20 protein-coding genes and 1 pseudogene are annotated in these 22,241 nt (G+C 72.1%); 5 read left to right on the top strand and 16 right to left on the bottom strand.

Translation table 11 applies throughout. The annotated features are described in order from the left end of the window. The 12 genes from hypA to ACIRPT_RS37850 form a co-directional block, all read right to left on the bottom strand. A complete protein-coding gene (gene hypA / locus ACIRPT_RS37905; protein WP_403835953.1) occupies nt 1–381 on the bottom strand; it encodes a hydrogenase maturation nickel metallochaperone HypA in 381 nt (126 codons plus the stop codon). 195 nt (nt 382–576) lie between these two features. Further along, complete coding sequence (locus ACIRPT_RS37900; protein WP_403835951.1) at nt 577–678, bottom strand: DUF6893 family small protein; 102 nt, start codon at nt 676–678, stop codon at nt 577–579. Between the two features lie 14 nt (nt 679–692). Further along, complete coding sequence (locus ACIRPT_RS37895) at nt 693–1,241, bottom strand: hydrogenase maturation protease (protein WP_403835949.1); 549 nt, start codon at nt 1,239–1,241, stop codon at nt 693–695. Next, a complete protein-coding gene (locus ACIRPT_RS37890; protein ID WP_403836072.1) occupies nt 1,238–2,632 on the bottom strand; it encodes a hypothetical protein in 1,395 nt (464 codons plus the stop codon). The genes ACIRPT_RS37895 and ACIRPT_RS37890 overlap by 4 nt, the downstream gene beginning before the upstream one ends. 23 nt (nt 2,633–2,655) lie before the next feature. Further along, nucleotides 2,656–3,384, bottom strand: coding sequence for a DUF6084 family protein (locus ACIRPT_RS37885; protein WP_403835947.1), 729 nt, complete (start codon nt 3,382–3,384; stop codon nt 2,656–2,658). Next, complete coding sequence (locus ACIRPT_RS37880) at nt 3,381–4,049, bottom strand: DUF5947 family protein (RefSeq protein WP_403835945.1); 669 nt, start codon at nt 4,047–4,049, stop codon at nt 3,381–3,383. Before ACIRPT_RS37880 ends, ACIRPT_RS37885 begins: the two co-directional genes overlap by 4 nt. Continuing rightward, on the bottom strand, nt 4,046–4,606 hold the full coding sequence (locus ACIRPT_RS37875) for a hypothetical protein (RefSeq protein ID WP_403835943.1): 561 nt from the start codon (nt 4,604–4,606) through the stop codon (nt 4,046–4,048). Before ACIRPT_RS37875 ends, ACIRPT_RS37880 begins: the two co-directional genes overlap by 4 nt. Next, the gene (locus tag ACIRPT_RS37870; protein WP_403835941.1) at nt 4,603–6,387 is read right to left on the bottom strand and encodes a nickel-dependent hydrogenase large subunit; all 1,785 of its coding nucleotides are present in this window, start codon (nt 6,385–6,387) and stop codon (nt 4,603–4,605) included. The genes ACIRPT_RS37875 and ACIRPT_RS37870 overlap by 4 nt, the downstream gene beginning before the upstream one ends. A gap of 223 nt (nt 6,388–6,610) precedes the next feature. Continuing rightward, complete coding sequence (locus ACIRPT_RS37865) at nt 6,611–7,702, bottom strand: hydrogenase expression protein HypE (protein WP_403509075.1); 1,092 nt, start codon at nt 7,700–7,702, stop codon at nt 6,611–6,613. 638 nt (nt 7,703–8,340) lie between these two features. Next, nucleotides 8,341–9,081, bottom strand: coding sequence for a DUF4232 domain-containing protein (locus tag ACIRPT_RS37860; RefSeq protein ID WP_403835939.1), 741 nt, complete (start codon nt 9,079–9,081; stop codon nt 8,341–8,343). A 466-nt stretch (nt 9,082–9,547) separates the two neighbouring features. Next, nucleotides 9,548–11,080 (bottom strand): right-handed parallel beta-helix repeat-containing protein, encoded by a 1,533-nt coding sequence (locus tag ACIRPT_RS37855; protein ID WP_403835937.1) that lies wholly within the window; start codon nt 11,078–11,080, stop codon nt 9,548–9,550. Between the two features lie 225 nt (nt 11,081–11,305). Continuing rightward, the gene (locus tag ACIRPT_RS37850; protein ID WP_403835935.1) at nt 11,306–13,138 is read right to left on the bottom strand and encodes a 2-isopropylmalate synthase; all 1,833 of its coding nucleotides are present in this window, start codon (nt 13,136–13,138) and stop codon (nt 11,306–11,308) included. A gap of 205 nt (nt 13,139–13,343) precedes the next feature. On the opposite strand from ACIRPT_RS37850, the gene ACIRPT_RS37845 reads away from it, so the two are divergent. Beyond that, the gene (locus ACIRPT_RS37845) at nt 13,344–14,036 is read left to right on the top strand and encodes a FadR/GntR family transcriptional regulator (RefSeq protein ID WP_403835933.1); all 693 of its coding nucleotides are present in this window, start codon (nt 13,344–13,346) and stop codon (nt 14,034–14,036) included. A gap of 205 nt (nt 14,037–14,241) precedes the next feature. Here the strand turns inward: ACIRPT_RS37845 and ACIRPT_RS37840 are convergent, their stop codons facing one another. Continuing rightward, complete coding sequence (locus ACIRPT_RS37840; protein ID WP_403835931.1) at nt 14,242–16,716, bottom strand: MFS transporter; 2,475 nt, start codon at nt 16,714–16,716, stop codon at nt 14,242–14,244. A 511-nt stretch (nt 16,717–17,227) separates the two neighbouring features. Next, on the bottom strand, nt 17,228–17,890 hold the full coding sequence (locus tag ACIRPT_RS37835) for a ScbR family autoregulator-binding transcription factor (RefSeq protein WP_403835929.1): 663 nt from the start codon (nt 17,888–17,890) through the stop codon (nt 17,228–17,230). A gap of 178 nt (nt 17,891–18,068) precedes the next feature. On the opposite strand from ACIRPT_RS37835, the gene ACIRPT_RS37830 reads away from it, so the two are divergent. Together ACIRPT_RS37830 and ACIRPT_RS37825 are read left to right on the top strand one after the other, a co-directional pair. Then, nucleotides 18,069–19,052: a ScbA/BarX family gamma-butyrolactone biosynthesis protein gene (locus ACIRPT_RS37830; protein ID WP_403835927.1), complete on the top strand. Its 984-nt coding sequence runs from the start codon at nt 18,069–18,071 to the stop codon at nt 19,050–19,052. Nucleotides 19,053–19,215: 163 nt separating this feature from the next. Further along, nucleotides 19,216–19,980, top strand: coding sequence for a glucose 1-dehydrogenase (locus tag ACIRPT_RS37825; protein WP_403835925.1), 765 nt, complete (start codon nt 19,216–19,218; stop codon nt 19,978–19,980). A 101-nt stretch (nt 19,981–20,081) separates the two neighbouring features. On the opposite strand, the gene ACIRPT_RS37820 is transcribed toward ACIRPT_RS37825, so the two are convergent. Next, nucleotides 20,082–20,309: a hypothetical protein gene (locus ACIRPT_RS37820; protein WP_403835923.1), complete on the bottom strand. Its 228-nt coding sequence runs from the start codon at nt 20,307–20,309 to the stop codon at nt 20,082–20,084. A gap of 110 nt (nt 20,310–20,419) precedes the next feature. Between ACIRPT_RS37820 and ACIRPT_RS37815 the strand changes: the two genes are divergently transcribed. Both ACIRPT_RS37815 and ACIRPT_RS37810 read left to right on the top strand, forming a co-directional pair. Next, nucleotides 20,420–20,860: a MarR family winged helix-turn-helix transcriptional regulator gene (locus ACIRPT_RS37815; protein ID WP_403509099.1), complete on the top strand. Its 441-nt coding sequence runs from the start codon at nt 20,420–20,422 to the stop codon at nt 20,858–20,860. Then, entirely contained in the window at nt 20,857–22,056 is a 1,200-nt protein-coding gene (locus ACIRPT_RS37810; RefSeq protein ID WP_403835921.1) for a cytochrome P450, read from the top strand. Before ACIRPT_RS37815 ends, ACIRPT_RS37810 begins: the two co-directional genes overlap by 4 nt. Before the next feature lie 90 nt (nt 22,057–22,146). On the opposite strand, the pseudogene ACIRPT_RS37805 reads toward ACIRPT_RS37810, so the two are convergent. After that, nucleotides 22,147–22,241: pseudogene (locus tag ACIRPT_RS37805) on the bottom strand (2-hydroxy-3-oxopropionate reductase); the annotation flags it as partial.

The following is a 22,241-nucleotide window of genomic DNA, read 5'->3' as shown; positions in this document are numbered from 1 at the left end:
TCAGCGCTCCTGGTGGGTCGGTACGGGCAGCGGGGCGTCGTGCCAGCTGACGCTGACGATCCCCAGTTCGCGGCCGGACAGCAGCTCGGTGCTCGCCCCGCCGCAGGCCGGGCAGCTCAGGTGCGGTGGCATTCCCACCGGCCAGGTGTTCGTACAGGGGCCGCAGCGGGCACGGGCCGGCACGGGTTCGACGATCAGTTCCGCACCCTCGAGGACCGTTCCGGCGCAGGCGAGTTCGAAGGAGAAGGCGAGGGCGTCCGGGACCACTCCGGCCAGTTCGCCGACCTGGAGCCGGACGCTGTCGACGGAGCGGGCGCCGTCGGGCCGGGCCGCGCTTTCGACCTGGTCGACGACCGCCAGCGCGATGGACATCTCGTGCATCGGGATCTCTCCGCTACGGGGCTCTCTGGGGTCCGGGGCGCGCTCGCCGGCAGGGGAAGGACCGGGTGCCGCCCGGCTCATTAGACGGCGGGGCCCCCGGGCGGCCGGGGTGCCCCGCCGGTGCGGGCCGTTGGCGTCCGCCGTTCGGTGCAGCGCCGTCGGGCCGGCCGGAGCCGGTGGCACCCGGCCGGCGGGTCACATGGAGCGCATCCGCAGGTAGCGCTTGATGTCGGGCAGCTGGGACATGACGGCGGCGAAGGCGGCGGCGAGTGCCGCGCCGAGGGCGATCTTGATCATGGTCCGGGTTCCTCTCACGGGTGGGTGGCGCTGGTGGACGGCCGGGCGTCGGCCGCGGTCGGTTCCGCCCCGCCGACCAGCCGCAGGATCAGCGCCACGGCCTCGTCGACGGCGGCGGCCACCGGCTCGCTCAGTCCGATGCCTTCCTCGACGTCGGCGGGTTCGCAGCCGACGACCAGGACGCGTTGCGGGCGGTCGGCGCCGGTGCCGGCGCTGAGCGTGCCGAGCAGGGCGAGCACGCTGTCCGGGGTCATGTGGTGGCCGTCGAGGGCGGGGGGATGGTGGCCGGCGGGGCCGGGGTCGGTGGCGTCGAGGAGGTAGACGCTGCCGGGTGCGCCGCCGCGCGCGGAGGCGTCCACGAGGACCACCGTGTGGTAGCCGTCGAGCATCCGGTAGGCCAGGTGCACCCCGCGTACCCCGGAGTCGACGACCTCGATGTGGTCCGGCAGCCGGTGTTCGCCGAGCCGCCGGACGGCCTCGACGCCGAAGCCGTCGTCGCCGAGGAAGATGTTGCCGACACCGGCGACCAGCGTCCTGGGCCGGGCGGGAGGGGCCGCGCTCACTCGTCCTCCAGGGGAGCGACCTCGTCGGGCTGGAAGTACAGGAACCGGCCCTGCTCGCGCCGGATGTCGGCGCCCGGGTCGCCCTCGACGGTCACCGCGAGGTGCACCCCGCCGTCCACGTCGTGCAGTACGGCCTCGATCTGTGCGCTGCGGCCGTGCAGAAAGAGGTCCTGGGCGTCGGTACGGCGCTTGCCGGGGCACAGCCGTACCCGGCTGCCGGCGCCGAGGGAGCGGCCGTCGACCGTGATGCGGTCGCGGACGGGATCGACGCTGCGGTCGCTCTCCGGGTCCCACCAGGGGGTTTCGGGGCGCAGGCCGGGCACGTCGGGGGCCGGGTCGGCGGGCGCGGCCGGGCCGGGGCCGGTGACGTCGCGCAGCGCCCGTACGGCGCCGTGCAGCCGTTCCAGCACTTCGGGGGGCATCGTGTCGGCGAGGTCGATGACGGCGGCGGCCCGGGGGTCGGTGCCGCGCGCCTCGCGCTTCTCCTGGTCGGTGAGGGCGGCGGTGCGCAGGGTGAGGATCTCGTCGATCTCCAGGGCGTCGTAGAGCGCGCCGGGGCTTTCGGGGGCGATGGCCGGGTGGTCCTCCAGGATGATCGGGGAGGAGAGGACCACGTCGGTGCGGCCGGGCTCGCCGGCCAGTACGGGCCAGGTGTGCTGGTTGCGGCAGGCCGCGGTGGCGCCCTTGGCCCACTCCGGGGGGTCGGTCAGGGACAGGAAGGACCCGGTGTCGAGGCCGAGCAGGAGATGGGCGGCGACCAGCGCGCGGGGCAGCGCCGCGTCCCGGTCGGCGGCGGGGCCGTCGGGGGTCCAGGTGCTGGTGTTCTCGACGGTGGCGGTCAGCCGCAGCGCCGTGTAGGGGCCGTCGAGTTCGCTTGCCGAGAGCCGCAGCAGGCCCTCGGTCTCCTCGCGGCGGCGCACCAGCCGCCCGACCAGCTGCCCGTCCGCGTCGTACACCGGCTCGGTTTCCTCCCGGGCGGGCCGGGAGAAGGGGAGGGTGCGGCCGGCGCCGAGGAGTTCGGCGACGTCGACGATGCCGGTGATGCGCTCCTCGACGCCTTCGTCCCAGGGGACCAGCACCCGGTCGGGGAGCGGGAGTTCCTCGACGGTCTCGAACTCGCCGTCGGGGCGCAGGCGCTGGACCGTACGGCGCTGGGCCTGGAGGAAGCGCAGTTCGGCGGAGAGCCGGGCGCCGGAGCGCGGTTCCATCAGGCATTCGGTGCGCTGGAAGGAGTGTTCCTCGCGCTCGGCGCCCCAGTGGGGCGGGACCAGCACGCCGAACTGCCAGCGCAGCCGGTTCTTGGCGGCGGAGGCGCGGTAGGGGTAGAGCACATAGCCCTCGAAGAGCACCGCGTCCGCCACCTGGCGGGCGGCGGCGAAGCGGGCCGCCATCTCGTCGGGCAGGACGCTGGTGGTCACGGCGCGGTCCTTTCGACGGTGGGCCGGGCGGCGGTGAAGGGGCGCGGGGGCGCGGGGGGCACCTGGCCCGCCCTGGGGGCGGTGGGGGGCGATCCGGTGGCCGGGGCGCACTCGAGCAGCGCCTCGACGGTCGCCTCCCAGGAGGGCAGGGCGTGCCGGGAGCGGAAGTCGAGCAGCGCGTCGAGGGTCTCGCGCCGGAGCCGGAGCCAGCCGCAGCCGGGGAAGTGCTGCTCGGTCATCTCCTGCCAGACCGCCACCGGCATCCGGAAGGGCGCCTCCTTGTCCCAGGGCACCGGTCCGACGCTGAAGCCGGCGGGGCCGGCGAACACCGTCCCGGAGAACAGCAGCAGGAGGGGTACCTCGCCGTCGCGCAGCGCGTGGAAGTAGCGGGCGGCGGCGATGTCCATGTCGTAGGTGCAGGGGACGGGCAGGTCCACCTCCGTCGTGCCGGTGAAGCCGGGGACGACGAGGGAGACCTGCGCGAACCGGAGGGGGTTGAGGGTGCTGCCCCAGCGGGAGCGCTCGCCGAAGAGGTCGGTCAGCGCCTCCGCCTCGTCGGAGGCGTAGCCGCGGCGGGCCGGTTCGATACGGATCTGGCAGCGCAGCGCGATGGCGTGCACCCGTGCGGGGTCGGCGGCGGTGATGCGCAGCCGGAAGACGAGGGTGGGGCCGGCGGCGTAGGGGTCGGCGCGGACGCCGGTGCAGACGAAGGAGAGGTCGGTCACGGCCGGTCGGCCTCCCTCGGCGGGTGGGCGCGGCTCGCGACGCGGGCGAAGAAGTCGGCGAGGGCGGTGCGCGCCTCGGCGCCGCCGTCGAAGCCCTGCCACAGGAGCCGCATCCGGCCGACGAGTTCGTAGCAGATGTCGACGGGCACCAGGAAGCAGTCGACCGCGCTCTGCGAGCGGCGCAGCAGGAGGGCTTCCACGTCGGGTTCGAGGAGGCGGGCCAGGGTGGTGGCGCCCAGGACGGTGCCCCAGGTGCCGGGGTCGAGTTCGCTCTCGGTGGCGCCGGCCGGGCTGGGGTAGAGCGCAACCAGCCGGTCCAGGTCGGTGTTCTTCAGGAAGAAGGCGACGCCGACGGGGATCTGGAGGAGGTCCCAGGTCGCGGTGTCGATGGTGTGGTCCGGGTCGGTGAGGTAGCGGCCCGGGACGGTACGGAACTGTCCGGCGCCGGCGCCGGGCCGTTCGAAGAGCAGGGCACAGGGGGTGCAGGCGCATGCCAGCGCGCGGCGTTTGGTGTCGACCAGGTGGCGGTGGTCGTGGTCGGCCAGCGGCGCGCCGCACAGCTCGCAGCGTTCGGGGGTGGGTGGTTGCGGCGCGCGGAATCTGCGCAGGCCCCGGTGGGCGGTGGGGGCTCCGGGGGGCGCGGGCGCGGTGGGCGGGGCGCTCACGAGGTGGTGGCGGCGGTCGGCGGGCGGCGGGAGATCTGCAGCAGCGTCGGCTCCGGCCCGGGCGTCTCCAGCCGCACCGAGGTCACCTCGGGTGCGAAGCAGGACAGGGCGTTCTCGATGGCCTGTTGGGCCGCCTGCGTGGTGCTCGGGCAGCCGCAGCCGCCCGATGCGGGGGACCGCAGGCGCAGCACACCGCTCGCCGCGTCGAAGCCCACGATCTCGGCGGGGTGCTGCGGCCGGAGGGTGTCCAGGGCGCGGCCGATGCGGGTGGTGACGTTCTCGGGGTGCAGATCGTGCAGTACGAGCAGGGAGGCGACCAACTCATCGCCGAGCAGGGCCGGTTGCCGGTCCTCGCCGAGGAGTTGCAGAATCCGGGTGAGTCCGGCGCCGTAGAAGTCCATCAGGGCGCGGACGAGTTCCTCGGCGGCCGCGCCGGCGTCGGTGTCGCCGTCGGTGAGCCGGTCCAGGATCTCTTCGACGCGGCGGCCGGTCGTCTCGGCGGCCGGAGCGGTGGCGGGGGCCGGTGCCGTGGCGGGGGCCGTGGTGGGGGCGCTCATCCGCCCAGTCCGCTCAGGCCGGTGGGCACATGCATCTTCTGTACGGACTTGCCGTTGCCGACGTACATATGGACGCCGCAGGGCAGACAGGGGTCGAAGCTGCGCACCGTGCGCATGATGTCGATGCCCTTGAAGTTCTCCGGGGAGTTCTCCTCGAAGATCGGGGTGTTCTGGACGGCGTCCTCGTACGGGCCGGGGGTGCCGTAGGTGTCGCGGGTGCTGGCGTTCCAGGGCGTCGGCGGATAGGGGTGGTAGTTGGCGATCTTGCCGTCGCGGATGACCATGTGGTGGGAGAGGACGCCCCGTACCGCCTCGGTGAAGCCGCAGCCGATGGACTCGTCGGGGACCTCGAACTTCTCCCAGGTCTGGGTGCGTCCGGCGCGGACCTCCTCGAGCCCCTGCTCCGCGAAGTGCAGCGCCATGGCCGCCGCGTAGGCCTGGAAGTACGTGCGGGCGCGGTTGCGCTCCAGCGCGTTGCTCCACTTCGGGATCTTCCATTCGAAGCGGGCCTCGGGCCTGGTCATGCTGCGCGGCAGGTCGATGACGACGCTGTGGCCGGTGGCCTTGACGTACGGGGTGTCGACGAGACCGGAGAGCGCGGTGGACCACAGGCGGGCGATGGGGCCGCCGCCGGTGTCCAGCGCCAGGTGCTCCTTGCCGTCGAACCAGCGGGGCGACATCACCCAGCTGTACTTGTCGTTGAAGTCCCGCTTCTGCGGGGCGGGGATGGTGTGCTGGTTCCAGGGGTGGCGCGGGTCGATGGGGTTGCCGAGCGGGTCGTGGGTGACGAACTGCTCCTGGCCTTCCCAGTCCTGGTAGTAGGAGCTGCCGAGCAGGATCCGGATGCCGAGGTTGATCTGGGTGAGGTCGTTGGTGACCAGCTTGCCGTCGACGATGATGCCCGGGGTGACGAACATCTTCCGTCCCCAGTCGGTCATGTTGCGGTAGGTGAAGTCGCAGTACTCGGGGTCGTTGAGCGCACCCCAGCAGCCGAGCAGCACCCGCCGCTGACCGACCTGTTCGTAGCCCGGCAGCGCCTCGTAGAAGAAGTCGAACAGGTCGTCATGCAGGGGCACGACGCGCTTCATGAACTCCACGTAGCGCATCAGCCGGGTGAGGTAGTCGGTGAACAGCTGGACGCTGGCGACCGTGCCGACGCCGCCCGGGTAGAGCGTGGAGGGATGCACATGGCGGCCCTCCATGAGGCAGAACATCTCGCGCGTGTAGCGGCTGACCTGGAGTGCTTCGCGGTAGAACTCTCCCTCGATGGGGTTGAGGGAGGTCATGATGTCGGCGATGGTGCGGAAGCCGTGTTCGCCGGCGTGCGGGGCTTCGGTGCGCTGGGCGAGCTCCCAGACCCCGGGGTTGGTCTCCCGGACCATCTTTTCGCAGTAGTCGACCCCGACGAGGTTCTCCTGGAAGATGTTGTGGTCGAACATGTACTCGGCGGACTCGCCGAGGTTGATGATCCACTCCCCCAGGTGCGGCGGCTTCACCCCGTACGCCATGTTCTGTGTGTACACCGAGCAGGTGGCGTGATTGTCGCCGCAGATACCGCAGATACGGCTGGTGATGAAGTGCGCGTCGCGCGGGTCCTTGCCCCGCATGAAGACGCTGTAGCCGCGGAAGACGGACGAGGTGCTGTAGCACTCCGCCACGCGCTTCTGTTTGAAGTCGATTTTGGTGTGGATGCCGAGGCTGCCCACGATCCGGGTGATCGGATCCCAGGACATCTCCGTCAGACCGCTGCCGTCACCGGCCGCCTTCGTCTTCGGTGCCATCGTGTGTGCCGTGCCCTTCTTTAGCGCGCGGGAGGGAGGGGGTCTGACGCCATGGGGTCTGGCCGCGGGGGGGACCGCGGGGGTGTCGCTGCGGGGTCTGCCTGTGGGGTCCGGCGGGAGCGTCCGGCGCCCGGCCCCCGACCGGGCGGCCAGGAGCCGGGCACTCACCGGCCGGGCGATCGGCGATCGTGCGATCGGGCCTGGAGGACTTCGGGGCGTACGGTCACCAGGGCGACCGGTAGCCGGTGGTCAGCTTGCCGCCGCGGTGGCGCCACTTGGGCTCGTGGTCCACGGTCCTGGCGGTGATGTCGCGCAGTCGGCGGACGACGCTGCCGTACGCGGCGCTGGCGGTGCTGGAGACCTTGCCACCGGGCGGCTCATCCATGAACGGCATGAATTTGTCGGGGAACCCGGGCATGGTGCAGGCGATGCAGATGCCGCCGACGTTCGGGCAGCCGCCGATGCCATCCATCCAGCCCCGCTTGGGCACGTTGCATTTCACCACGGGACCCCAGCATCCGAGCTTCACCAGACACTTGGGCGAGTCGTAGGTGGTGGCGAACTGCCCCTGCTCGTAGTACCCGGCCCGGTCGCAGCCCTCGTGCACGGTGGCGCCGAACAGCCAGGTCGGGCGCAGCTGGTCGTCCAGGGGGATCATCGGGGCCGAGCCCGCTGCCTGGTAGAGCAGATAGGTCAGGGTCTCGGAGAAGTTGTCGGGCTGGATCGGGCAGCCGGGCACGCACACGATCGGGATGCCGGCCTTGGACTTCCAGTCCCAGCCGAGGTAGTCGGGCACGCCCATCGCGCCGGTCGGGTTGCCGGCCATCGCGTGGATTCCGCCGTACGTGGCGCAGGTGCCGATCGCGACGACGGCCAGCGCCTTGGGGGCGAGCCGGTCGATCCACTCGCTGGTGGTGATCGGCTGGCCGGTCTCGGGGTTGTCGCCGAAGCCGCACCAGTACCCCTCCGGCTTGATCGACTCGTTCGGGATGGAGCCCTCGACGACCAGCACGAACGGGTCGATCTCGCCGCGTTCGCCCTTGAAGAACCACTCGATGAAGGTGTCCGCGCCCTGCGTCGGTCCGCATTCGAAGTCGATCAGCGGCCAGTGCACCTGGATCTTGGGCAGGCCGGGCAGCACGCTCAGCGCGATCTCCTCGATGCTCGGCTGGGTCGCCGCGGTCAGCGACACCGAGTCGCCGTCGCAACTGAGACCCGCGTTGATCCAGAGCACATGAATCGGGGCCTCGTCCGCACCGGACGGGCTCCCGTTCGCTTGCGCGTGGTCGACGGCGGTCGGCGGTCCTGCAGCCATGGGGGTGCCTCCTCGCAGGGGCGCATCGCAGGGGTATGCAACAAAAGCGCGAATGACGGCTTTCGTTCCCTTTGGTAGCACCGATCGCCCCGTCCCGAGCGGTTACGCGGGCCGTTCCGGTGACAGGGGCGTGGCGCGCGGCCCATGGCCCACTCAGCGGACGACGGCGGTCGGCGGGCCGTTCAGGGCACGAAGGCGGCGGGGCCCGGCGCATGCGTCAGCGGGCCGCCGCTCTCGTACGCGGCGACCCCGGTCCCGTCCACCCACGGCTTCAGGGCACCCGGCACCCCGGAACCCAGAAGAGCCGGCCCTGGTCCCCGCCGGCCGGCACATCACCACCCCCGCGGCGGCATCGGCGCCCCGCTCCCTGCCCGCCGCGACTCCAAGGCATCCCGGGGCGTCCTGCCGCCGCCCCACCAGGTGCATGGACCCTCGCCCACGACCTGGCAACGATCGATGCCGCGCTCCCCATGGGCGCGCGGCAGGGCGCTGCGCGGCGAGGCCTCGTACGGCCCGGCGGCAGCGCGGCGCTGAGTGACCGACGTCGCGGCACGCGCCCTGGGCCGCCCGGCCCGCGGTTTCCGCGTCCGGGCGCGCAATCACCGGGGGGCGTTGTCGGCCGCCCGGCGGTGGTGCCGTCAGCCCAGCGATCCGGCCTCCACCGTCGTCACATCGAACCGGCCGCCGCACACCCGCAGCCCGCCGCTGTTGGTGGTCATCGAGTCCTTGGAGCCGGGCGGGTAGGTGTAGACCAGCTGCGACTTGTTCCAGCACGGGGTGTCGGAGACGCCGTCGTTGACGGTGTGCAGCACGGAGTGCGCGCTCTGTCCGGGCTGCAGGCGGACGGAACCGCCCGCGGCGCCCGAGCGGGTGGCGGGCTTACCGACCGTCGAGCCGTCGCGCATGATCAGCGAGACCCCCGGGAAGCCCCGCAGCGTACAGGCCGTCTTGCCCTTGTTGGTGAACACCAGCGGGATGTGGATGTTGCCCGCGCCGATGTCGGTGCGGCCCATGCGCAGCGACATGTTGTCCGCGGTGCAGCGGTCCGAGACCGTCATGGCCGAGGTGTGGGACCGCGAGGCGCTCGGGGCCTTGGCCTCCGGCTTGCCGGCGGGGGTCTTCGCCCCGGCGCCGGACGACGGCCCGGCGGCCTCGGCGGAGCGTCCCTGACTGCCGGAGGGTCGCGTGTTGTTGCCCGACGACTGCGAGCTGTGACCGTCTTGCGCGCTGTTGGCCGCGGCGGGCGCGGACGCCGACGAGGAGTGCGAGGCCGAGTCGGTCCCGCTCTGGCAGGCGGTGAGCGCGAGCGCCGCGACGGCGATCAGTGATCCGGCGGCGACCCGGCGGCCGCGGCCGAGGGATTGGGCGGTGAGCGACATCAGTCTCCCCCTCGTCTGGTGGTTGCGTACCCTCAGGGGTGGGGGTGCGCACGGTCGGTCCGTTGTCCTTCCAGCGTGACCCCGTCCACTGCCGGTCCGCTAACGAGGCGCTAACGCACCACTAACGGTCCCGAGCGCCCGGCCCGGCGGCGGCTCCGGCGGCCCCCGCCCGACGGGCCGGGAACTCCGGATGCGCCGCTCAGGCTCGCAGAAATTCCCCCGTTCCGAACGCGCCCCTCACCGGTTCGGCCGCCCCTCCCTTCGGCCCCACCGGCACCACCACACCTCACCGGCCCCGGGTGACGCCGACGCCCCGCGGTGGCAATGTGCCGCGCGTTGTGCGTGTGGCCTCCGGGACGGTTGCCTATCGCGCGGCCGCCGACCGCATCCGCCGCGGCGGCCCCGATGAGCGTCCGAAAACCGCCCGCTCGAAGGTGACATTGACGAGAAACGGACGGCCGGCGCGCTACTTCCCCCGCCCCTGGTAGGCACCGATGTTCGGCGGGTCGGGGACCGGGTTGCCGTAGAAGTCGCGGTCACCCGACTCCGGGACGCGCACGCCCGCCCCGAGGGCCGGGGAGCCGGCGCGGAGTTGCAGGTCGTTCGGCCCGACGAAGCGGGGATCGGCGACCACCGCCGCGCTGTCGCCGGCGGGAGGGCGCGAGATCCGGGCGTAGAGGTTGTGGTCGTAGGTGTTGTGCGCATCGGTGATCGGGGAGTTCGCCTCGGCACCGGCGAAGACGTTGTTGCGGAAGACGACGCCGCCGGGGCCGTTGCTGCTCACCACGGCGGTGCCCGGGGCGCTGGTGGCGAGGGTGTTGTTGTGGACGAGGGTGTGGGTCGCGGCCGCGCAGACGACCGAGATCACGCCGTACGGTGCGGAGGTGTTGCGGTCGTTGAGGCTGACGTTGTAGCGCACCGTATTGCGGTCGGACGTCATCCCCTCCCCGTTGCAGACCAGCAGGAAGCCGCCCTCGTTGTCGTGACTGTAGTTGTACTGGTAGACGTTGCCGTTGTTGCCGCCGTCGATGTCGTACGCCATCGAGTCCCGGGTGCCGTGGCCACCGCTGACCTCGTTGAACTGATAGGTGACCCGGTCGGAATTCCAGGCCCAGATCCCGGCGTTGTAGCCGGCCGAGCGCATGTTGAAGCCGTCGACCCGGTTGTTCTCGACTCGCGCGCCGACCGCGTTCTGTACGACGATCCCGTCCCCGCCGATATCGCGCACCGTGTTGTGGTGGACCGAGAGGCCGGTGATCGGCGCGAAGGACGTGCCGGGCCCCTTCGGGTGTTCGGGCCGCCGGCCCCAGGTGGAGGAGGTGCCGATGCCGGTGCGATCGGTGTGCGTCACGGTGGAATGACGGACCGTCACCTGCGCGAAACGGGTCGGCTCGGCCGAGCCCTGTACGGCGAAGAGGATGCCGCCCGACGGGTCGGGGTCCTTGAAGTCGGCGCCGTTGACGTCGTGTACGTCCACGCCGTCGATGAGGTAGTGGTGCCCGGTGCCGAAGTCATGCAGCCGTACGAGCACCCCGGCGCGCCGGTCGGTGGTGGTGGCCGGGCCGGTGTTGGACACCTCGAGGTTGCGCAGCTCCCAGTACTGCACATTGTCCAGGAGGATCGCGGCCCGGGCGCCCGCGCCCTCGATATGGGGTGCGGCGCCGCTGCCGTACGCACCCACGGAGAGCGGCGCACCGGCCGTGCCGGAGGCGGTGGGTGCGAAGGTGCCGGTGCAGGTGGTGCCGCGCCGGAAGAGGATGCGGTCGCCGGGCCCCAGGACCGCCGCCCCCGCCTTCTCGAGGGTGCGCCAGGCGGTGCCGGGGCTGGTGCCGGTGGCCGCGTCGGATCCCGCGCCGCAGTCCACGTAGTAGGTGGATCCCTTGGTGTGCGCCTGGTCTCCGGCTACCGCCGGCGGGGCGGCCAGGGCCGCGACGGCAGCGACGGCGGCCGGCACCGCGACGGCCGCCCTGCGCAGCCGGGACACGGGGATGTTGAGCATCGTCTCTCCCGGTTCGGTGAATCGGCACGGGCGCGAGGGTCGCCACATCCTCGGGCACCCGCACCGCGCGGACAAGGCGCGCGGGGCGGAACGCCCGGGAAAGTCCAAGCCCTCGCCGCGAAAGTGCAACGGCGCGAGCGGGACGCCGCGGCCGCGTACGGCGCCACGGCGTCGCGAGCGGGACGCCGCGGCCGCGTACGGCGCCACGGCGTCCCGCGTCGTACGTCAGCCGGCGGCGGTGACGCCTCGCCCGGCCACTGCCGCCCGGTTGACGGCCGACAGCACGGCCCGTACGGAGGCCATCAGGACGGAGGTGTCCCGACCCGCGCCCCAGTGGACGGCGCCGTCGATCCGGCACTGGACGTAGGCGACGGCGGCGCTGTCCGGCCCGGCGGCGGTGGCGTGTTCGGCGTAGCTGACGATGTCGACGGGGTGTCCGGCGGCGGCCAGCGCGGCGCAGAACGCGGCGAGCGGCCCGTTGCCGGTGCCTTCGTGGACGGCGGCACCCAGTTCACAGGTGACCCGGTGCTCCCCCGGTGCGGGCTCGGCCGCGCTCCAGGCGCCGAGCGTCAGCGCACCGTCCGTCCCCGGGACGAGATAGGTCCTCCGGAACAGCTCCCACAGGGCCTCGGGCGTGGCCTCCCGGCCGCTGTCGTCCGTGGCGCTCTGCACCGTACGGGAGAAGTCGGGCCGCATCTCCCGCGGCAGGTCCAGCCCGTAGTCGCGGCGCAGCAGATGCGCGATGCCGCCCTTGCCCGACTGGCTGTTGACCCTGATGACGGCCTCGTAGCTGCAGCCGAGATCGGCGGGGTCGACCGGCAGGTACGGCACGGTCCAGGGCGCGTCCGACTCCGGTACGCCCAGTTCGGCGGCGCGCTTGGCGTGGTGGGCCAGGCCCTTGCTGATGGCGTCCTGGTGGGTGCCGGAGAAGGCGGTGTGGACGAGTTCGCCGGCGTAGGGGTGGCGGGGATGGACCGGGATGCGGATGCAGTCCTCGACCGTGCGGCGGACGGTGGCGATGTCCGAGAAGTCGATCATCGGGTCGACGCCCTGGGTGTGCAGATTGAGGGCGAGGGTCACCAGGTCGACATTGCCGGTGCGCTCCCCGTTGCCGAACAGACAGCCCTCCACGCGCTGGGCGCCGGCCAGGACGGCGAGTTCCGCGCAGGCCACCCCGGTGCCCCGGTCGTTGTGCGGGTGCACGGAGAGGATCACCCCCTCGCGCCGCTCCAGGTGGCGGTGCATGTACTCGATCTGGTCGGCGTACACATTGGGCGTGGCGACCTCGACGGTGGCCGGCAGATTGTGGGTCACCGGGCGGTCCGGCGAGGCGTCCCACAGCCGCGTCAGCCCGTTGCAGATCTCCAGGACGAGATCGGGCTCGGTGAGGTTGAAGACCTCCGGAGAGAACTGGAAGCGGATGTCGGACTGCGGGCGGGCGGCGGCCAGTTGGGCCATGTACGCGGCGGCGTCGCGGACCAGGGCGTGCACCTCGTCGCGGCTGCGGCCGAGGACGACCTCGCGCCAGGTGGGGGCGGTGGCGGTGTACAGGTGCACCACGGTGCGCGGCAGCCCCTCGATGGCGGCGAAGGTCCGCTCGATCAGCTCGCGCCGGGCCGGGGTGAAGACGACGACGGTGACGTCATCGGGGACGGCGCCGCTCTCGGCCAGATGCCGCACGAAGTCGAAGTCCGTACGGCTCGCGGACGGATAGGCGACCTCGATCTCCTTGAAGCCCATCGCGACCAGCAGGTCGAACATCCGGCGCTTGCGGGGCGTGTCCATCGGCTCCACCAGCGCCTGGTTGCCGTCCCGCAGATCGACCGGCACCCACAGCGGCGCACGCTCGATGCGGGCGGCGGGCCAGGCGCGTTCGGTGCGCGGCACCTCGACGCGCTCGTGGGCGGGCAGATAGCGGTGGGCGGGCATCGCGCTGCCGCGCTGCGGATTCCAGGCGGGTGCGGCGGCGGGGACGGGGCCGTCGGGCGTACGGAGCGTGGGGAAAGCGGGGGCGGCGCCGCGTACGGCGGCGGATGCGGTGGAACTCGTGCTGGTCATCGCGTCCTTCTCACCAGCCGGAGGGAGACCGGCAGCACCGAACCCCGCGGCGGGGTGCCGGTCGCTTCAGGCCCCGCCGCGGCGGCCGAGAAGGAGACCACGCAGCTTCATGCCGGGTACACTAACCATGAATCAACTCCTCAGACAACCTACTCCTCAGACAAGTTGAGGGGCAGACACCTTGAGAGGTGGCAGGAAGCAGCGGATGTCTCTCGAAGCCCTTCGCCCCAGTCCCCTGGTCGAACAGGCCGCCCAGCGGCTGCGTGACCAGATCACCGGCGGACACTGGCCGGTGGGCACCAAGCTCCCCGGCGAAACCACCCTGGCCAAGACCCTCGGCGTCGGCCGCTCCACCGTGCGCGAAGCCGTACGGGCGCTGGCCGGTGCGGGGCTGGTGCAGCCGCGGCAGGGCTCCGGCGTCTTCGTGATCGCCACCGAGCCGGCCGAGGACTGGCCCGCCCGCCTGCGCCGCGCGGCGGTCGCCGATGTCTACGAGGTCCGCATGATGGTCGAGGTCCAGGCCGCCCGCCTGGCCGCCGAGCGCCGCACGGAAGCCGATGCCGCGGCCCTCCGCGCCGCCCTCGACGGGCGGCGCGACGCCTGGTCCGGCGGCGACAACGCCGCCTTCGTGGACGCGGACATCGCCCTGCACGCGGCGGTGGTCGACGCCGCGCACAACCCCGTACTGGCCGACCTGTTCGCCGAGTTCGTCCCCGCCCTGCGTCAGGGCCTGATCGAACTCGTGGAGCTGCTCGGGCTCCACGATAGGGATCCGGTGCACGGCGAGGCCCGGCATGCGGAGCTGGTGGCGGCCGTGGTCGGCGGCGACGGGGAAGCGGCGAGCCGCACCCTGCAGGCCGAACTGGAGTCGACCTTGCGGGAGTTGCTGGAGCGCTGAGGCCGGCCGCCACCGTACGGGGCCCGCGTCAGGCCGGGGCGCGCGGCGATACGGGCCAGGGCGGGGAGGGCGGCGAGTCCGCCTCCGCCCTCCGGGGCACCGCGCCGCCGGATGGGCGTGCCGGCCCCCGCCACCGCCCGGTCCTGCGCGGCCGGAAGCTGCGGAAGACCGGGCGGCCGGGCCGGCCGGAAGGGCGGGGGGCCCGTCAGCCGGCGGCCCCCGACTGCTGGGCAAGGTCCAGGTCGAGGGTTTCGTCGGCGCCGCCGGAGAGCGATATCGGGGCGGCGTGCGGCGGGTAGCCGGCCGCCGCGAGGGTGTAGTGACGGGCCGTCAGGCCCGCGAAGGCGAAGGCGCCGTCGGGGCCGGTGACGGTGTGGCCGGTGACCGTGCCGTCCTCGAGGAGGGTCACCGCCGCGTCGGCGAGCGGGCGGCCGCCGGGGCCCCGTACCGTGCCGCGGACGCTGGCGGTCGGCCGCAGCCGGACGTCCTGACGGTCGGCCTCGGCGCCCGGGAGCTCGACGGCGCGGGCCTCGGGCCGGTGGTCCGGGGCGCTCAGGGCCAGGGTGTAGGCGCCGGACGGCAGATGCGCGACCTCCCAGCTGCCCGCGGAGCCGGACACCGTACGGGAGACCACCTCGCCACGGGCATCGGTGACGACGACGCTCGCCCCGGCCAGCGGGACGCCGTCCGGGCCCCCCAGAACGGTCCCGCCCAGCCGGCCGGTGCCGGCGAGCACCAGGTCCAGCGGGGTCGGCGTGCCCGCCCCGTGGTACGTGGCCGAGGCGGCGTGCGGAGCACGGCCGGGCGCGGCGCCGGTGAGGACGTACGTACCGGCGGCGGGGGCGGCCAGGTCATAGCGGCCGTCATCGCCCGTCGTGGTGACCGCGGCCTGCCGGCCCTGCCGGTCGATGAGGGTGACGGTGGCCCGGCGGACGGGCGCGCCGGCCGGGTCCAGGACCCGGCCGTGGAAGGCCGTGCGGTGCGGCGGGTCTTCGGCGACCGGCTTGGCCCAGGAAGGCAGGGACTGCGCGGGCGGCGTGGAGGGGGCGAATGGCGTGGGCAGGGCAGGCCGCGCCGGCGAGGCGGAGGCCACCGGGTCGTGCGCGCCGGCGCCCGGGGCATCCGCAGCGCCCGGGGCATCCGCAGCGCCCGGGGCGTCCGCGCCGTCCGGCCCCGCGGCCGCGTCCGCGCCCTGCGCCACCAGGGTCGGCGCCGCACGGGGCGTCTTGCGCTGCGACGGCAGGAACGCCGCCAGGAGCACGCCGATCAGGACGGCGGCCGTGGCGATCAGGAAGGAGACCCGGAAGCCGGTCATGGTGGGCACCGTCACCGGGCCCATGTCCTGGGACAGATGGGCCAGCACCATGCCGATCACGGCGCTGGACACGGACGTACCGATCGACCGCATCAGGGTGTTCAGGCCGTTCGCCGCGCCGGTCTCGGACGGGTCGACGGCGCCGATGATCAGCGCGGGCAGCGAGGAGTACGCCAGGCCGATGCCGGCGCCGACGATCACCGCGATGATGACGGTCTGCCAGGGCGCATTCATCAGGCCGATGCCCGCGCCGTAGCCGATCGCGATGACCAGCATGCCGAGCAGCAGCGAGACCTTGGGGCCACGCCGGGCGGCGATCCGCGCGTACAGCGGGGCGACGAACATCATCGTCAGGCCCAGCGGCGCCACGCACAGACCGGCCACCACCATCGACTGGCCGAGGCCGTAGCCCGTGGAGGTCGGCAGCTGAAGCAGCTGCGGCAGCACCAGGGAGATCGCGTAGAACGCCACGCCGACCGTGATGGAGGCGAGGTTGGTGAGCAGCACCTCGCGGCGGGCGCTGGTGCGCAGATCGACCAGCGGGTCGGACATCCGCAGTTCCATCACGCCCCACAGGACGAGGATCACCACCGCGATACCGAAGAGCCCGAGGATGGTGGGCGAACCCCAGCCCCAGTCGCTGCCCTTGGTGATGGGCAGCAGCAGGGCGACCAGTCCTGCGGTCAGCCCGATGGCGCCGGCCACGTCGAAGCGCCCCTGAGCGCGCACGGACGTCTCCGGTACGACGAGCAGGGTCAGCAGCATCGACAGCACGCCGAGCCCGGCGGCGCCGAAGAACAGGGTGTGCCAGTCGGCGTGTTGGGCGACCAGGGCCGCGACCGGCAGCGCGAGGCCGCCGCCGACGCCTATGGACGAGCTCATCAGGGCCATCGCCGAACCGAGCCGTTCGCGCGGCAGCTCGTCGCGCATGATGCCGATGCCGAGCGGGATGGCGCCCATGGCGAAGCCCTGCAGCGCCCGGCCGACGATCATGGTGACCAGATCGCTGGTGAATCCGCAGATCAGCGAGCCGACGACCATGACGGCGAGGCTGGTCAGCAGCATCCGCCGCTTGCCGTACAGATCGCCGAGGCGTCCCATGATGGGCGTCGAGACGGCACCGGCGAGGAGGGTGGCCGTCATGACCCATGTGGCGTTGCTGGGCGCCGTGTTGAGCAGCGTCGGCAGGTCCTTGATGACCGGCACGAGCAGGGTCTGCATCACCGCGACGACGATGCCGGAGAAGGCGAGGACCGGGACGATGCCGCGGCCGGCTCTGCGGTGCCCGCCGGCATCGGGTGCCACCCCCGCGGCGTCCTGGTCCGGTGCCCGTGCGGGCAGTTCGTCGGTCGGCGAGAGCGTCATACGTGCTGCCTCCAGGGCGGCGGTGGTGAGTGTCGTCGAAGGGAGCGGTGCAGGGCGGACGGCTGCCGTGGGACACGGCATCGCCCAGGAACGCGACACACGGTCCGGCACCGCCGAACCGTGATACGTGCATGCCGAACGTTTTATCCCAGCGCCCTATTCCGGCCAACAGGGCGCAGCCGGAGCACACCCGTAGTGATCTACCTCACCGCACGCCCCCCGGCGCCGCTGCGCCCCGACTCGACCTGCCCTGGTCACCCGCACGGCATCGACAGTCCCCGCCGCTCGACAGCGGCCTGCGCGGCCGCGGCCCGTCGGCCCGACGAGCCCTGGAGGCTCCCCACCGGAGCTACCACGAAGCTCGGCGACCCGGCGAACGGCAAACAGGAGCGCCGCGTCAGCGCGGCACCCCTGAGAACACATGAAACCATCTGGACGGTATGTTTTAAGGTTCCCGAAAAAGGCCGCTCCCCTCAAGAGGCGACGAATTCCAGATATCACACCAAAAGCCTCATGGCGTCGCCGCATCGATCAGTACGTCCGCCTTGAGGGCGGCATCGAGTGCCGCACCGCGTTCCGGGTCGAGATCCAGCTTCGCCAGAACGGCCGGCACCGCGATACTGGGCAGGGCATGCTGATGCAATATCGTGAGGCGGCTATTGAGATCGGCTCTGTTCGCCAGCGTCTGGGACATCAGCTGGACACCCGCAAAGGCACCCACATACAACTCGGCCGACTCACGGACAACAACGCTTTTCAGCAATTCGCCGCAGTCCCTCGCCTCACCCAGCTTCTCCTCGACAAAATGCGTCCAGGAGATCATGGAACGCTTGCGGTCGAGGTGGTTGGAGCCCTGCTCGACGGCCAGCCGGGCCGCCCCACGCTGGATCGGGTCACTGCGCAGCCGATACGCGAGCACCTGCGTCACATCGACGAATTCCTGCAATTTGATCTGCTGCGGCTCCACGGCAATGTCCAGCACATGCTCATCCAGCACGGCGAGCGCGAGTTGTTCCTTGGAGGCGAAGTGGAAATACAGGGCGCCCTTGGTCACCCCGGCGCGTTCGAGAACTTCGGCGATGGTGGCGCGATCGTATCCATGGTCGTCAAAAACCGAGGCCGCCGCCTCCAAGATCAGTCGCCGGGTCCGTATCGCGCGGTCCTGTTGCACCATCGGACGCCTCCTGTCTGTCGAAGTGTGCCAGGGGAGCAATGCTCGATTGCGGCTCCCACTCGTCTGCAGATCAGGTTTTTACCATTTTTCAGCGCCCAGTATTGAAAAGAAAACCGGATGGTACGTATCTTAACAGCGTTCGCGTCCGACACCATCCGTCAGATGCCTGGGGGCACTCATGAGCGACACGTTGTACGTCGATGGCAGGGTTCGGCCGAGAGCCGTGCATACAGGGCTACAGGATCCGGACGGAAGCGGCGTTCCACGTCAGCGCCATGACGTCGGCGTCCCCGGGAAATTCGTGCATCGCACCGCCATCGAAGACGTCCTGATCACCTCGTGTGACCGGCTGGACGACAGCCATTTCTCACTGACCGCCCGGTGGCCCCACGATCACAGGTACTTCACCCCGCACCACGGCCACCACAGCATCGTGCTCGCCGGCGAGACGATTCGACAGGCGGCACTTTTGCTTTCGCACACGGAACTGGGCGTACCCGTCGGCCACCATTTCGTCCTCACGGACCTGGCATACACCACACACCCGGACCATCTGACCGTTGACGGCCGGCCCAGGGAACTATTGATCGAGGCTTCCCTGGCCGACACGCGCATGCGGGCCGGGAAGCTCGTCGGCTGCCGCGTCGACATGGCCTTTCGCGCGGCGGGCCGCACCGTCGCGACGGGCCACACCCAATACAGCGTCACCACTCCCGCCGTCTACCGCCGGATCCGAGGCGAACGCCTTGCGGCCCGCCGGACCAACGGCCCGCTTCCCCCGCCCGTGCCGCACCAGCTGACCGGCAGCCTCGAGGACGGCGACGTCCTGCTCTCCCCCACCGACCGGAGCGACCGCTGGATACTGCGCATCGCGCCAGGCCATGCCGCGCTGGTGAACCCGGCGAACGACCATGTGCCGGGCATGGTGCTGCTCGACGCCGCCCAGCAGGCCGCCCGCGCCCTGACCGCGCCCTCGTCCTTCGTGCCGTACGCCTTCAGCACGGAGTTCCACCGCTACGCCGAACACGGCGCGCCCTGTGTGATCGCGGCCCGGCGAGTGCCCTCGGCTGTGCCCGGTACCGCCGATGTCGAGGTGGTCTCTTACCAGCAGGACGAGCCGGTCTCCACATCCCTCTTCACCGCGCCCGAGCGGCGCCGCTGAATCGTGCGGGCTCCCGACGGCGTACGCATTCCGGCACATCTGGCAGCGTCAAGAAGCGCCGTGCAGCGCCACATTGCCGCCGACCGCGCCCGTGGGAGACCGCGGCACGCTCGATACGCTCTTCGCACACCACCACAGCAGCAGGAAGGCGCCCGATCCGACCATGGGTGAACTCAACGGAAAGACCGCGCTGGTGACGGGCGCCAGCCGTGGCATCGGCCGCGCCATCGCCCAGCGCCTCGCCCGGGACGGTGCGCTGGTCGCCGTTCACTACAACAGCAACGAGACGGCGGCCAAAGAAACACTCGAGAGCATCAGAGCCGCTGGTGGACAGGCATTCACCGTCGGAGCGGAGCTCGGGATACCCGGTGACGCCGAGGCCCTGTTCGCCGCCTTCGACACCGAACTCGCCGCGTACGGCGCCGAATCCGGCCTCGACATCCTCGTCAACAACGCGGGGACCAGGTTCCGTGCGCGCCTGGACGAGGTCACGGAAGAGGAATTCGACCGCACCATCGCGGTGAACGTCAAGGCACCGTTCTTCCTCATCCAGCACGGCCTGCGGCGGATGCGGGACGGCGGACGCATCATCAATATCTCGTCGGCGGTGACGACTTTGGCGCACCCGCCGCAGATCGCCTACAGCGTCTCCAAGGGCGGGCTGGAAACTCTCACCCGCACCCTTGCCAAGGACCTGGGCGAGCGCAGGATCACGGTGAACGCCATCGCACCCGGCTATGTCGAGACCCATGTGACCGAGGCGCGCACGGCAACACCCGAGGGACGCGCCGCACTGGCCGCCTATTCCGTGTTCAACCGGATCGGCCAACCCGCCGACATCGCCGACATCGCCGCCTTCCTCGCCTCCGACGACTCCCGCTGGATCACCGGCCAGCGCATCGACGCCACCGGCGGCTCGATGCTCTGACGCGGCCGAGGCGGGGCCGACGCAAGGGACACGGCGGACGCAAGGGGCTCGATCGCGGCGCGCCGCACCTCCACCGTCCCGGAGGGCCGCGCCGCGCGTCGTCAGGCAGGCGGCATCGGCCAGTCGTCCAGGTTGCCGCCGCGCCATTCGACGAGTCGGGGGTCGTCGAGCTGGATCTCCCCGGCCGGTCCTGCGACGCCCGCGCGGCGGAGGAATTCGGCGACATCGCCGCGGCCGTGCGCGAGGCCCACGATCTGCCCACGCACGGTCACTCGCCGACCACCGGACGGGGTCGGCGGATGCACGATGACGGGCGGGTGCTCGGTCATGAGTCCAGCCTGCGCCGGGGTCCGCGACCGCGCACGTCGAAGGGCCCCGGCAGGAGGGCCACGGGCACCGGGCGGCGAGCCTCCCGGCGCCTCCCCCGTAGGCTGGCCCTGTGGTGACACCGACACCGGCAGAACTGACGCGGGAACTGCTCATCGCCGTCCGCGAGGTCATCGGCGCGTCCCAGGCCCAGCTCCGGGAGACCCTGGACCGACTGGGGCTGACGGTGCCGCTCGCGGATGCGCTGTGGGCGCTCGACCCCGCGCTGCCTGCCCCGTCGATGAAGGTCCTCGCGAGCCTGCTGCACTGCGATCCCTCCACCGCCACGTTCCTGGTGACCCGCCTCGAACGGCAGGGACTCACGGAGCGGGTGCCCGACCCGGCGGACCGGCGTTCCAAGACGGTCGAACTGACGGACAAGGGGGCGCTGGTGCGCGGCGAGCTGATCGAGGCGACGGTGGAGCAGTCGCCGCTGGCGGCGCTCAGCGCCGGGGACCAGGCCGCCACCTTGCGCCTGCTCCGCAAGGCCCTCGCGCTGGGCAGCCGGCCATGACCCATCCCCTGCACTCGAGCGAGTTCTCCCGGGACCCGTACCCGCTGCTCGCCGCCCTCCGGGAGCGCGGCCCCGTGCAGCGGATACGGACCGACAACGGCCGGACGACGTGGGTCGTGACCGGATGGGCGGCGGCGCGGGCGGCGCTGGCCGACGGGCGGCTGTCGAAGGACACCGGCCGGTTCTTCGCCGACCGTCCCTCGAACCGGAATCTGGCGCCCGCCGTCAGCCGCACCATGCTCGCCACCGACCCGCCGGACCACGGCCGGCTGCGGAGGCTGGCGATGAAGGCGTTCACTCCGGCGGCCGTCGCCCGTCTGGAGCCCCGGATCCGCGAGCTCGCGGCGGGGCCGGCCGATGCGCTGGCCGCCGGCCTTGCCGCGCGCGGGACCGTGGACCTCATCGAGGAGTTCGCCGTACCGCTGCCCGTCGCCGTGATCAGCGAACTGCTCGGCGTGCCGGAGCGGGACCGGGCGGCCGTGCGACGGTGGTCCAACACCCTGTTCGCAGCCGGGGATCCGGACGCCGTCGTCGACCGTGCCTCGCACGACCTCAGCGACTACATGACGGAGCTGATCGCGGCCCGGCGGCTCGCCCCCGGCGACGACGTGCTCAGCGGTCTGATCGCCGCCCGCGACGAGGAGGAGCGGCTGACGGAGCCCGAACTGGCCTCCCTGGCCGTGCTGTTGGTGGTCGCGGGCCATGAGACCACGGCCAACCTCATCGGCAACGGCATGCTGGCCCTGCTCCTCGACGAAACGCTGCACGCCGCCGTGCGGGACGATCCCGGGCTGCTGCCGGGCGCGGTCGAGGAATTCCTGCGCTATGACGCACCGCTCACCATCGCGACCTTCCGCTACGCCACCGAACCGATGGAGCTGGGTGGCGCCCTGATCGGGCCGGGGGATGTCGTCCTGGTGTCCCCCGGCGCCGCCAACCGCGATCCGGCGCAGTTCCCCGCCCCCGATGCCCTGAGGCTGGACCGGCCCGCCGGCCATCTCTCCTTCGGTCACGGGCCGCACCACTGCCTCGGCGCGACGCTGGCCCGCCTTGAGGGGCGGATCGCGTTCGAGGTGCTGCTGACGCGCCTCCCGCGGCTGCGGCTCACCGAAGCCGGCACCGATGCGCTCATCTGGCGGCGGACGCGGCTGATGCGCGGCCTGGCGAGCCTCCCCGTCACCGCGGCAGCCGGCTGAACGCGGCAAAAACCGGCGCCACGACTGCAGTGCGGCAGTCGCGGCGCCGGCTGGTTCCGGGCCGTTCGCGGCGCGGGGCCGCGATCCGGCTCAGCCTTCGATGGTGTGGCCGGAGAGGCGTTCGACGCCGCGGAGGAGGGCGGAGTGGTCGAGGGAGCCGTCGCCCTGGGCGCGGAGGGAGGCGA

Source organism: Streptomyces sp. NPDC101227 (assembly GCF_044767545.1).
GTDB lineage: Bacteria > Actinomycetota > Actinomycetes > Streptomycetales > Streptomycetaceae > Streptomyces.
This window is presented reverse-complemented; position numbering and strand designations above follow the sequence as displayed.